Origin of the sequence: Neorhizobium sp. SHOUNA12A (genome assembly GCF_023006505.1) — a bacterium.
Classification (GTDB): Bacteria; Pseudomonadota; Alphaproteobacteria; order Rhizobiales; family Rhizobiaceae; genus Neorhizobium.
In genome coordinates this window covers 1-11,903 of sequence record NZ_JALBGV010000129.1, presented here as the reverse complement: position 1 = coordinate 11,903, position 11,903 = coordinate 1, and the positions used below count along the sequence as shown (strand labels likewise).

The following is an 11,903-nucleotide window of genomic DNA, read 5'->3' as shown; positions in this document are numbered from 1 at the left end:
AAGACGCTAAAGGGCCTCACGCCCTACGAGTTCATATGCAAACGGTGGACTTTGGAGCCGGATCGATTCATCATCGATCCAATCCATCAAATGCCGGGACTAAACACCTAGCGGACGCGTCATCGGATCAGGCCATAATTTATTCAGAGCGAACTCGAAAACTGCCGAAACGGACGCCTCTTTGCAAGTGCGAGTTGACGACGTCAGCGTAACCGGTGTTTGTCCCCCGTTGTCCTTGTCGTCCTAGTCTGTGATCTCCTTTCCATGGACGGGCAACGGGAACTTCTCCATGGAGACCACATTGGAGGTTCTCACGGCTAGGAATCTGGACGTGAGGTGCATCGGCATTGGCCGGACGAGGTCAAAGCTCAAGCAAAGACATCATCGGTTTGGGTACTTAACGACATACTCGCGAGCGAACGTCAGCAGAGACGATGTCGCCCGGAACCCAAACTTAATCGACCACGCGTAGTTCAGACCAACGACCGCCTTGGCAGCTTCTTGCCTGCCCTTGCAGCCCTGATCTGTGATAAGGGACGAGCAACAGAAAGCGGTGTGCCACTGACACATTGGTCGAATTCGTCGGATTAGGTGCAGCCGCTCATGCAGTGGCAAGACAACGGTGCAAGAACATTCAATTTAACGTGGGTTTAGAAGGTCGACATCGAACCAGGCATCTTCATAACTCGGCGCAATCAGAAAGCGCCAACCAGGAGGAAGGCCGAGATACGGAACGACTGCGGGGCATCGTTCTCCCAAATGGGAAACGTGCATCGGCTTGAAGAATTCGGGATCAGTTGAGAATTCCTCTCCACCCCAAATGAACCAACCACTTGTCCCGGCCTCTGGTGAATGCCTCAGGCCATTTAGGGGCTGTCTGCCTTGCAAGGCGCTATCGGAAATTCCCAACTTTGATAGGGGCGCCGAAGGAGTGAAGGTCACGCCGTACCGCAGACATACTTCGACTTGATTTCGGCTCAATGATCGCTCCATGTTCCAGAAGATCGTTAGCAAACATGGGTTGGCTGCACCAGCTTTTGATCCCCTCGCCCGTTATAGTCATTCGCATGCGTTCGGCTTGCGACTATCATGCTTAAAGAGACCGTAATCGCGTCGAGCGGATGTTCAACCGGCTCAAATAATTGCTGGATCGCCACCCGCTACGATAAAACCGAAACGTCATATCCGCGTTTCTAACTATGGCTGCCGCAAAAATCTGGCTCCCATACTTTCTCGACAAGCTATAGATCGTTAAGCCTATTCAAGATTTGTAATCCAAAGAGAGGGCTGATGCCGACTTTCACTTACCAAATTGAATATCGTGGGCACACCAAGTCCGTTCGTATTCGCAAGAGCAATCCCAAGGGCTGGATTGGCCAAGTTGTCCAGGAGGCGTTTCCAGGTTTCGAAGTTACCGAACCGATTCTGTTTGGCAAGATAACCCGCGCTGAACTTGCCCTTGACAAAACGCATGCGGGTAAGTGGTTGCTTCAATGCAATGACGAGGGTTCGGGATTTAGCCTCAGTGTTTTGGAAACAGAAAATCGATAACGAAGCCTTGGTTGAGATCGACTGTGTCAACACGACCTAATCTGAAAAGCACGCCACAATCTCTGCGATTCGGTTTTCGACAGCGGAAAACAGTGCCACCGAGAACCGCGCATATTCGGCTGAACCTGCGCCATTCAAGATGCATCTTTCTTGATAGGTCGAGGCGAGGAATGGGAGGAGCCAAATTTCCCTAAGAAAACCCATTTTCTCAGCCATGGATATCTCCTCCAGATCGATCCGCAACAACCTTCTTACAAAGTCTTCCGCGTCATCGAGAACGAAATTTCGATCTCTGAGTTGGGAGAAAAGCCCTTTAGAATCAAACTCTTTAAGAATTACTTCGGCCAATGTCATCTAGTACGATCCCGCCGATTCCAAACACCCTCTCGTATCACGTCCACCATTGGCTCTCCAGAAGGAGGATATGGGGGTTTTCCACACAAAGAAACTTTTGTAGCCGATGGGGTCAATCGCAGCTCCATAGATTTCATCAACAGAAACCGATAAATATAGGCACGTCCTCTACCTACTTGGCATAATCTTCGTAGAAATAAGAGCTGTCGAAAATCTATTGAAGGCACAAATTATTGCCGAAGTCTTTCACAATGTCCCCGCCATGATGGCTCGACGGTTCAGCCTAGAGGAGATTATGGGGGAGATTGATCGGAAGTCCGTCCGCCATGTTTGTGGGCGAATGATTTCGGCGCTTTTCGAGACGGCGGACAAAAGAGCCGATGGTGCGTGAAGCGACTTTGTCGACAGAACCCAGGCCATATTGACAAGTTCCTTTTCACATCGCAAGCAAAGTGCAAAGCACCGGGAGGAATGACATTGCAGACCATCTGGTCAGCTCAAGCAGATCGAATATTGTCGGTTGGGGTCTGGCTGGGGCCTGAACACCGTAACTGGGCCCTGACTAAAGATCAGGCTCTCACCGCGTTTGACTCCTTATGTGATGCCAACTTCATTGTTCTAGGCGGAGACGTCTTGAACGGGCCGGAGGAGAGCTACAGTCACACCTATGATAACTGGCACTTCGAGCCTGTCCCATCACTGGAAGGTAATCCAGTGTCGTTGAGCGCCCTCGCGGCAAAAGCCTACGTGAGGAATTATCCGCGCGGGGACGTGTATTTTGTGATCGTGCCCATAGCCGCCTTATCGCCTTTCCCAACAAGAGACCTCGGAGCTTAGGTGCCTCATGCTTCCCGTGATGAATAATACCAAGTGGAATGAACTGCGGGAGGCGATGTACAAGATGGAATTCCCACCCGCCTCGACCGCTCTCTCGAAAAACGGGTATAGGTCCGTGCCGGATCGAGAATGGTTCTATCATCTATCAGAGGGTGGCTATGGTGATATTCTGCACTTGGATATTCTCGTTGAAGAGTCGCAACGGAATATTATTCGTGTAGCCCTGCAGCAGATACACCTGCCAGGAAAGGAAACCGCCGAAGGTTTCCGTATATATGGCTACAGTCAGCCTGGCCAATCGATTGACTACATTTGATATCGTATCTTTATAACCCTCAGACCTACCAACGGCCGTCGTGACATTGATTCGCTATAGCAGACATCTTTCACCCCGGGAAACAGGCTAGAAGATCAGGAAGTAAGTAAGCAACACATGGACCGAATAGCCGAACGACTTGTGGGAAAAGAGCTACGACAAATTCACCACCGGACAAAATATGACGCCGTTCTCGTTTTCGAAGATGGTGCAATCACGGCTCGGACCGAGGTGAAGGTCAACGTTTCCCTTGGAAACAGCCCCCTTATCGCCCAAGAGGTGAAGCGCTCGAATGAGACTGCAACCTTCTTGGCAGACACCGCGCCGCGTTGTGCGTTTGCAAAAACCGCAGCGAGGAGTTGTCAATTGGAACGGCCTTTCTATCTAAACGTCGGCGGATCGATGGGTGGAGGCCCCGCGAATGAATGAGTTGCTCAGTCTGCCGAAGGTTCTTTTCGGTCTGTTTGTGCCGATTGCGATAGTCTTCATTGCTGGCAGTAACATCCCGCTACCGGGGATCGACACGGCATTTATCACCCGCCAATCTTCCGGCTCTTCCGACTTACCAGAACGCCTTTCGCTCCTGGCCCTTGGGCTGACGCCGATCTTGAACGCCTTCGCAATTAGCGAGTTAGGTCGCCTCCTATTCCCAAAGCGAGCAGGTCCAGCCATTGTGACTGGATCGACGGCGGCCTGGACAACAATTCTCGTACGTCTCATCGCCCTGGGTATTGCTACTCTGCAGAGCTATAGCCTCGCTGTCGCCTTGCAAGCCGCGGGTGCAGCAAAACCTGACGCATGGGCGTTTGTTCCGGTGATTATCGTCAGTATGGTAGCCGCCACCGCCGTCCTGATACGGCTCGGCGACTGCGTCAAATTGCCGGGACTCCGGCATGGATTTTGGTTGCTTTGGGTCGCCCCCCTCTTTCTGGATTTTGCTGAAAATCTCCAGCCCTCGCTCGACCAAACCAGGACGGGGGCGATGCCTCTCCTGAATTGGCTGCTCAATGCTGTTTACATTTGCGCTGCTGCCGCAGCCGTCGTGGCAGTAAACCTTCACTGGCTGAAGGCAATCGGCTTCAACAGCAAAAATCCCCACGATCAGGACGTGGATGTGCTTTCGATCTTTGTATGGCCAATTTTTCTGGCGAGTTGCGCTGGTGGCTATCTATTCATCACCGTCTTGCTTCTGATCCCGTCCGCTTGGCTGCCGCCGCAATCGACGACAGAAGTCATTGCCATCCTGACGGCGGCCGCGCTCATCCCGATCTTCGTGTTCGGTTACGCGAGACTTCATCTGAAAGAGATACAAGTACCTTCTGGGAAGGCTTCAGCTGTGTTTTCTGCCGCCGCTGTCGTGGCAACGATGCAAATCGTTCTGTTCCTGTTGGGCGTTTTCCTTGGCAGGGCTGCCAATCTCCCGGTCAGCCTCAATGGCATCCTTCTCATCGTGATGACGACAACGTTCCTTGCAATTGCTCGACGAAAGATGCCGAGCAAGGACGAGAGATTGGTAGCGTTGACCAATGCAGGCTGAGAGGAAGTTTCAGATCACCTACACCATGACCCCGTGGGACTATGCTGTAATGACCAAGGCGATTACCCGTCGCCCTTGGCAAGGCGGCGTCCTGACAACGGTACTCTGGTTGTTCTCCGTTTGGTGCCTGCTTGCTTTGTTCACCGACACATACGATCCGGTCGTCATGGCACAAGCGATTTTGGCCAGTCGCCGATTCCAATTGATTTCGGCGGGACTGCTCGTCGCCGTCTTAACGTTCTCGATATTCAGCCATTGGTTCGCCTGGGCGATTTCATTTCTCCACTACCGTCAAATAGCATCGGCGAACGCTACCGTCACGATGACCTTGACTGACACCGCCATCGAAGGAAACTCTAGCGTGGCCGACACCAAAGCTCCATGGCTGACCGTAAAACGGGTTATCCGCGAGCGTGACCACCTGTTCCTGCCTATATCAAAACGAGAGGCGTTTATCCTTCCGAGACGCGGGTTTCAATCCAACGCTGACGAGGTGTCTCGTTATGCAGCAGCGCAATTCTTAGGGTCTCGCATGGCGGAACCACGGGATGGCGGAGAATGATGCCCGATAACTGTAGTCAAATCCCCTTAGAAAGCCTCCTTCAGGTACTGGTAGGGTTGCCACTAAGTATTGCCCGTAACGCTGCGGACATGAAGATTTTTCATTTTGGGGAGACTCAGCCGCATCCTTCAGGCAGAGGAACGGTCGGTCCTTACGCACTGCATGTTCAATGCCCCTGGCGTCTGGTTGCTAAGGAAGCGGTATTTACAGGGACATCGGATCGCTTTGTCGGTCCTGCAGAAGGAACAGAGGTAAATGATGACGATCCTAGATCAGGGAACCTGCAGCTCGTTAGGATTGCATCGCTTCTGAAAGGTTTCGACGAGACAACCAAGTCCTTCGTGAACACGACAGAGCAACTCGTCGTTATGGCGGCCAATGCGGACAACTTTGGTGGGGCTGACTTGCTGCTATCAGGCGATTGCCGCCTCCAGATTTTCCCGGATGGTTCGCTTGAAGAGGATTGGCGCTTTGTTGAGCTGCAGGGGCGTCATATCGTTATCAAAGGCGGGCGCTTATATATCGACGAGTAGCAAGCCGACCGACAACAGCTACATCGAGAGTTTTAATGGCAAGTTCCGCGCCGAGTGCCTGAACGCCCACTGGTTCGGGAGCCTTGACGACGCACGGGCAAAGATGGAGGATTGGCGTAGAGACTATAACGAGTTCCGGCCAGATAGCGCGATCGGCAACAAGGTGCCGATTCGCTCATGAACGGCTTATCGGCACCCCCGCCGAACTAAGCCCTAACCCCGGAAGATTCCAGCGCCCGCTGGCCCAAAATCGGGGTGCACTTCAGCTGAGCGTCCGTCGTTTGGATGATTCGGCCAGATCTCGGGGCTTGGTGTTGACGTCGATGAACTCAAGTCGATCCTGAGGCTCGCTCGCAAGGCGGAAGCGTCCCAGCGCGGCCTCCTGGTGTTCGATTCCGCTGCGCCGTCGTCCACGCTCCTAATCCTTCCACCAAAAAAAAGCAGAAATACATCAGCACAAAATCCGTTGAGGCTTTTGTCGAAAAGTATATTTTGCTGACCCAACATGCCCTACACCTGAACACGTTCGGTGTAACCGTGCGCGCGAAGCTCGATAACCTTGGTATTCAGCCGATTTACGTGCCGACTGCTCGAAATGTTCGCTTTTGCCTCCGGTGAGATTTGGAAGGGCTTGGTTTGGCCCGGAAATAATGATTCGCGTTTCAAAATACGAATCCGAAATGGGTCGCCTCGCCGGGCCATTTTTTTTGCTTGAAGCTGGTCAGGCCTTTCGAGCGGACAAAGCTATCGGGACGTCATGACCACACCTGTTGGGTATTGACCGTAAAACAGTAGTGAAATCAACAGAAAGGGGCGCTCCCAGCGACCAACCAGGAGCGCAATCATCCTTCTTGTGATCCTTCGGCGAGGATAGGGCTCAGAACCGGACGAGTTTGAGATGCTATTTACCGGCCTCCTGGCGCACCGCTTCAAAGAGGCTTTGCGAGAACTCATGAGTGATAGGTCGATGAGGCTCTCATTCTTGAGATATTGTTGCGTGCGCGGGACGGATGATCTACTGGACAGCTGAAACGACCTTTGGGGGGCATTGTGGGACTAAGGACTTGGTTGGGATTTAAAAAAAAGAGAGCTGCTACCGAGCGGCCGCATTTTTTCAACGAGCATTCCTTTTCCCAAATTCAGCAGGACCGATGGGTTCTGGAAGAGCTAAGAGAAAAACGCGACGGTTTTTTCGTAGAGATCGGAGCATTTGACGGGAAAACTCACAGCAATACCTACCTTCTTGAGACTGCGTATGGCTGGAAGGGAATTCTTGCGGAGCCAAACCCAATCTTAAGTGACGGTATTCGCAGCATAAGGTCTTCGCCCCTCGACACCCGTCCAGTCGATTCGGACACAGGCAAATCCGTGGTCATGCGATATGTCGCTGATGAGCCTGAGTTGTCAGCGATGGCGGACAGAGCGTACAGCGATCAGCATGCGGAGGCCAGGCGGAAAGGAAGCGTGGAGATCGCGCAGAGTACCATCAGCCTGGACGATCTACTCCAAACCTACAACGCTCCTGACGAGATCGACTTCATCAGTATTGATACCGAAGGAAACGAGCCTGATATCTTGTCATCCTTTGATTTCGATCGATATACGGTTCGCCTTTTTTGTGTTGAACACAACTACACCGATGCGAATGTGAAACTTGACCAGATCATGTTTCGGAGAGGCTACGAGCGCGTGTACCGCGAGTGGTCTAGGTTCGACGCCTGGTATAGGAAGATCTGACGCTGCTCCATTTCCTTAGCACCTTTTGGTGAAAGCCCCCCGAAATGCCGATATTTCTTATAAATTTGATCGCCCCGATTGTCGGATATAGGCAGTAGCATCCCGGCTACGGCAGGAACCAGGTCAAGTCCGTGACGGCTGTCGATGAGCACCGTTTTCAGCGCGGCTTGTATATCACCGGTCGACCAAGAGGCTTGACGTTCTCGCCGGCGCGGCCTGCCGCACCAGCGTGTGCCGATTACTGGGGAGGTGTCCGGCAGTGCTAAGGGGTAAGCGTTGTGCTGCTCTCACGTTGTCGGCAGATTTGGATTTGACGACAAGGCAACTATGCGCGAATTGCAGTTATCGCCGTCTCGGTCTAACGTTAGCCCATGTCTCTCGCCCAGAAACTCGTTTTACATTCACCAGTATCGGACGAAGCTCTCCTGGAGGCCTTTGTGGAAAGGTGTCTTGCGGATGGCGTTTCGTTGTTAGCGATATTCGGGCCTGACTCCGATGTTCTGGAGGAGAAAGTAGACTGGTTAGTGATTGGGGATGGCTCACGGCCTGATCGGTTTCTTTGCACACATCGCACCTTGATGAGCCATTGGATGAAGTGCTTACCATGGCGAACGCTTGGGAAGCCGATAAAGGCTGCGCTGTCGATCAGATTCGACTTTAATCCAGCTTGGGCCAACTGATGCCTTTGGGCAAGCGTAATGCCACCGCATAGTTCCACGGCAGGAGACCCTCAATCTGCCTCTGCTTGTGGCCGTTGACGATGGCAGTGAGCGTGCCGGTTAAATTCGACGGCGTTGAGGTTGCAGGTCTCAATGAGCGAGGCGGTGGTCGCCCAATTCTCCGCTCCAGCGTTATGACCCGCGAAGAGAGCATTCTTCCTGCTGAGGGCTATCGGCCGTATAGTTCTTTCGACGCTGTTGCCGTCGATCTGATGCAACCATCGGCAAAAAGATGCAGAGGCCATCCCAGTATTTGGATATAGACCAGAGCTTCTCCGAGCGGCGACTTGCCAGCGACGCGGGCACGATGCTGCGTCAGCCAGGTCCGCATGTCCGCAATCAACGGAGCGGATCGTTCCTGCCGCCCGACTAAGCGAGTTTCAGCGGAAAGATCACGTAGCTCAGCCTCGATGCGATAGAGTTCACCCATCCGCTTCACGCCTTCCTCTGCAATCGGCGCTGTGCCGATACGAGTGGTCTCGACCAGCTTGCGCCGCGCGTGCGCCCAACAATAGGCAAGCCGGATGTCGGGGCCGGCGCGGTCGGGCGCGATCAGCCGATTATATCCGGGATATCCATCGACCTGCAGGACGCCCGTGAACCCTTGCAATATCCGCTCGGCATGCTGCCCGCCACGGCCAGGAGCATAGGTAAAGCGACACCGGGTGGGGCAGCTCCGCTCCATGGTCGGTCATCGCGGGCCAGCGCCCAGAAGTATCCGGTTTTGGTTTTGCGGGAGCCGGGATCGAGTACCGGTGCACGGGTCTCGCCCATGAGCAGCTTGGTCGAGCGCTTCAGATCAGCAATCAAGGCGTTGAACACCGGACGCAGTTCCAAAGCTGCCCGACCGACCCAGTCAGCAAGTGTGGAGCGGTCAATATCGATACCCTGTCGGCTCATGATCTGGGCCTGCCGGTAAAGCGGCAGATGATCGGCGTATTTGGAGACCAGCACCCGCGCGATGGTTGCCTCGGTGGGCAATCCGGCGTGGATCAGTCGAGCGGGTGCTGGGGCTTGGGCTACGCCGTCGGTGCAGGCGCGGCAAGCGTATTTGGGACGACGGGTGACAATGACTCGGAACTGCGCCGGGATGACATCGAACCGTTCGGACATGTCCTCTCCGATGCAATCCAGGCATCGCCGCAAGCACAGATCAGGCTTTCTGGCTCAATGATCTCTTCGACACGAGGAAGATGGGCGGGTAGAGAGCCGCGATTGGCGGCACGTGGCTGGGGGTGCAGCTTTCCCCGAGGGCTATCGGCTTCATCTTCGGCGTGAACGGCAGCGATTGCCGTTTCCAAGTCCTCCAGTGCAAGATCGAATTGCTCGGGATCGGCCTTCTCGGATTTGCGGCCGAAGGCCGCCTGCTTGAAGGCGGCGACCAGCTTCTCCAGCCGCTCGATCCGCTCATCTTTGCGGACTTCACGCGCTTGCGCCGCGATCAGCATCGCCTTTAAGGCAGCAATATCGTCGGGAAGTTCGGCGGCGTCCAATATGGGAACAGTCTATCAAAACCAGCATCGCTTCGCCGTTGGAATTTACCGCCCGAGTCATCGTGCCGCATCTATTCGATGGCGTCCGGCGCTCTCACCTCCACTGCATGCACCCGACGCCGGTCGAGCCCCGCAAACAGCGCCTCGAACTGGGCATGCCCTAAGGTCATCAGGCCATCCTTGATGCCCGGCCATGTGAATGTGTGCTCCTCCAGCCGCCTGTAGGCTATCACCAGCCCGCCGCCATCCCAGTAGATCAGCTTCAATCGGTCCGCTTTACGCGAGCGGAATACGAAGACCGTTCCGGTGAACGGGTCCTTGTGTAGCTCATTTTTGACCAGTGCCGCCAATCCATCGTGACCCTTGCGAAAGTCGACTGGCTTGGTCGCCACCATGATCCGGACGCGGTTCGATGGTAAGACCATGCCGGAACCGCGCAGGCAAGCGCAATAGCGGCGATCCGGGCGACAGACGCGCCTTCTTCCAGACGGATGGTGATAGAGCCTGCGATGACCTCGGGGCGACTGGCCTTCTTGATCGTCGGCTCTGAAGCGGGCGGATCGGCAATCACCGCTGCGAACTCTACCGGTCCTCCGGTGCGGGCAGATCCAACTTGCCCTGCCGCGCCATCGTCCGCCAGGTGGAGCGTGGTTCGGCTTCAAGCCATGGCACTCTGCGACCTCATTCACCATCGCGCCGGGCCGAAGGCTCTCCGAAACGATCTGGGCCTTGACCTCGTCCGGCCATTGCCTGTGAACCTCACATACAAGCCTCCTGGTCGGGAGAACCTCCAATGTAGTCTCCATGAAGAAACTCCCGTTGCTCGTCCATGGAAAAGCGATCACAGATCAGGACGGAAAGGACAACGTGGGGCTGAAACAGGCTTACGCTAAAGGTGCTTTAAGCGATGACCGGCGACCAACATCGCGGTCATCGCCACTTTCTTCTGCGGACGATTTTCAGTCATAGAACTTGGCATGCGATAAGGCCCTATCGGCGCCCCGATGGGATTAGCAACGAACAGCTAACATCCAAGCCCGTTGTTAAAAGACGAATTGATTGTTGCCCTGTGCTCTGCCATGAAAAGGCATGAGGAAGTCGGATCCGATCACACCTCGACATCCCTTGTTGGCCGCGCGTGCATGCACGATTTGTGCTCTGCGGTGACGTACTAGAAGCGCAGATGATTGGTATACCATTAGACAACCCGCCGGCTTATTGGTGAGATCACGGAGGTTAGAATGCCGGAAATCAGTATCGGGCTACCTGTTTATAACGGCGGCCAGCATCTCCGGTTGGCTGTTGACCTGATTTTAGAGCAGAGCTTTTTGGATTTTGAACTCATTATCTCCGACAACGCGTCGACTGACGAAACCGAACAAATCTGTCGGGAGTTTGCGAGCCGGGATAACCGGGTAAAATACTTCAGGCAGTCAGAGAACATCGGAGTAGCAAATAATTTTCGTTTTGTTTTCGAGCAAGCAACCGCACCGTTATTCAAATGGATGGCTCATGATGATTGGATCGATGCCGATTGGCTTTCTGTCCTGGTGCCTGTCGCAAAAGCCAAACATGCTATCATTTTCGGCTATTTGCAAATGGTGACCCATGATGGGCAGAACATGGCCCACCAAGCTAACGGGCGGAAGATGCAATATAATGGTCCGGCTTGGTGGCGACGATTGGCATTTGCTATCGAGCCCGCGAACCTTGGAAAGGCAAATGTCATTTATGGGATATTCCCAAGGGATGCGATTAGTCAGGAAAGCCTTAGAACCTTCTCAACCAATGGCGCTCCTGGCGACGTGATGATGCTGACCGAGTGTCTTAGTCGTCTGCCGATTGTTTTCGGTGGTCCTAGTCGCTTATTTAAAAGGTCACCGGCTCCACGTCCACCAGGTGTGGTGAAGGAGAGACGTGCATCCATATTTGAACGCACGATGCTGCGCCAATTCCTATGTGTCGGTCCTATATCGTTTCGGATCGGCTACCTGCTGCTTTATCCGCTTGCGATAGGACGTATGAAATACGGTCGAAAGCTTCGACGACTTCGCGCGCACTTGATCGGCGATTCGTTGACATGATGTCCAAAGAGCGGAACGATTCTTGATAGCGTCAACTCCTTTCAAACAGGGGGCTGCCGGGAGTTCTTTAGCCTAGTTGTTTGATCCCGGCATTTGATGGTGCATCATTTTCCTTGGCATGGAGGGAAGCACTATGGGCCAGGTTTTACATGGGAGCGCCACGACGACAGAGGCAGTCCG

9 protein-coding genes and 4 pseudogenes are annotated in these 11,903 nt (G+C 54.0%); 9 read left to right on the top strand and 4 right to left on the bottom strand.

Annotated elements, in window-relative coordinates; translation table 11 throughout:
* Together MOV63_RS30505 and MOV63_RS30500 are read left to right on the top strand one after the other, a co-directional pair.
* Positions 1-111, top strand: a pseudogene (locus tag MOV63_RS30505) (IS481 family transposase); the annotation flags it as partial.
* Positions 112-1,290: 1,179 nt separating this feature from the next.
* Complete coding sequence (locus tag MOV63_RS30500) at positions 1,291-1,551, top strand: hypothetical protein (RefSeq protein ID WP_247039403.1); 261 nt, start codon at positions 1,291-1,293, stop codon at positions 1,549-1,551.
* Positions 1,552-1,587: 36 nt separating this feature from the next.
* Here the strand turns inward: MOV63_RS30500 and MOV63_RS30495 are convergent, their stop codons facing one another.
* Positions 1,588-1,905 carry a hypothetical protein gene (locus MOV63_RS30495; protein ID WP_247039402.1) on the bottom strand — a complete coding sequence of 106 codons (318 nt, stop codon included), beginning with the start codon at positions 1,903-1,905 and terminating at the stop codon, positions 1,588-1,590.
* A gap of 844 nt (positions 1,906-2,749) precedes the next feature.
* Here MOV63_RS30495 and MOV63_RS30490 point away from each other — a divergent pair.
* From MOV63_RS30490 to MOV63_RS30465, 6 genes and pseudogenes are all read left to right on the top strand, one after another.
* A complete protein-coding gene (locus tag MOV63_RS30490; RefSeq protein WP_247039401.1) occupies positions 2,750-3,058 on the top strand; it encodes a DUF6678 family protein in 309 nt (102 codons plus the stop codon).
* A 421-nt stretch (positions 3,059-3,479) separates the two neighbouring features.
* Positions 3,480-4,595, top strand: a complete 1,116-nt coding sequence (locus MOV63_RS30485) for a hypothetical protein (protein ID WP_247039400.1) — start codon at positions 3,480-3,482, stop codon at positions 4,593-4,595.
* A gap of 49 nt (positions 4,596-4,644) precedes the next feature.
* Positions 4,645-5,157, top strand: a complete 513-nt coding sequence (locus tag MOV63_RS30480; protein WP_247039399.1) for a YcxB family protein — start codon at positions 4,645-4,647, stop codon at positions 5,155-5,157.
* Positions 5,154-5,690 carry a hypothetical protein gene (locus tag MOV63_RS30475; RefSeq protein WP_247039398.1) on the top strand — a complete coding sequence of 179 codons (537 nt, stop codon included), beginning with the start codon at positions 5,154-5,156 and terminating at the stop codon, positions 5,688-5,690. Before MOV63_RS30480 ends, MOV63_RS30475 begins: the two co-directional genes overlap by 4 nt.
* Positions 5,680-5,900, top strand: a pseudogene (locus MOV63_RS30470) (transposase); the annotation flags it as partial. The gene MOV63_RS30475 and the pseudogene MOV63_RS30470, both read left to right, overlap by 11 nt.
* 858 nt (positions 5,901-6,758) lie before the next feature.
* A complete protein-coding gene (locus tag MOV63_RS30465; RefSeq protein ID WP_247039396.1) occupies positions 6,759-7,427 on the top strand; it encodes an FkbM family methyltransferase in 669 nt (222 codons plus the stop codon).
* A gap of 657 nt (positions 7,428-8,084) precedes the next feature.
* Here MOV63_RS30465 and tnpC read toward each other — a convergent pair.
* From tnpC to MOV63_RS30450, 3 genes and pseudogenes are all read right to left on the bottom strand, one after another.
* Positions 8,085-9,642, bottom strand: a pseudogene (gene tnpC / locus MOV63_RS30460) (IS66 family transposase).
* Positions 9,643-9,710: 68 nt separating this feature from the next.
* The gene (gene tnpB / locus MOV63_RS30455; RefSeq protein ID WP_247039404.1) at positions 9,711-10,064 is read right to left on the bottom strand and encodes an IS66 family insertion sequence element accessory protein TnpB; all 354 of its coding nucleotides are present in this window, start codon (positions 10,062-10,064) and stop codon (positions 9,711-9,713) included.
* Between the two features lie 234 nt (positions 10,065-10,298).
* Positions 10,299-10,445, bottom strand: a pseudogene (locus MOV63_RS30450) (transposase); the annotation flags it as partial.
* Positions 10,446-10,880: 435 nt separating this feature from the next.
* Between MOV63_RS30450 and MOV63_RS30445 the strand changes: the two are divergent.
* Positions 10,881-11,723, top strand: a complete 843-nt coding sequence (locus tag MOV63_RS30445; protein WP_247039394.1) for a glycosyltransferase family 2 protein — start codon at positions 10,881-10,883, stop codon at positions 11,721-11,723.
* The last annotated feature ends 180 nt before the right edge of the window (positions 11,724-11,903 follow it).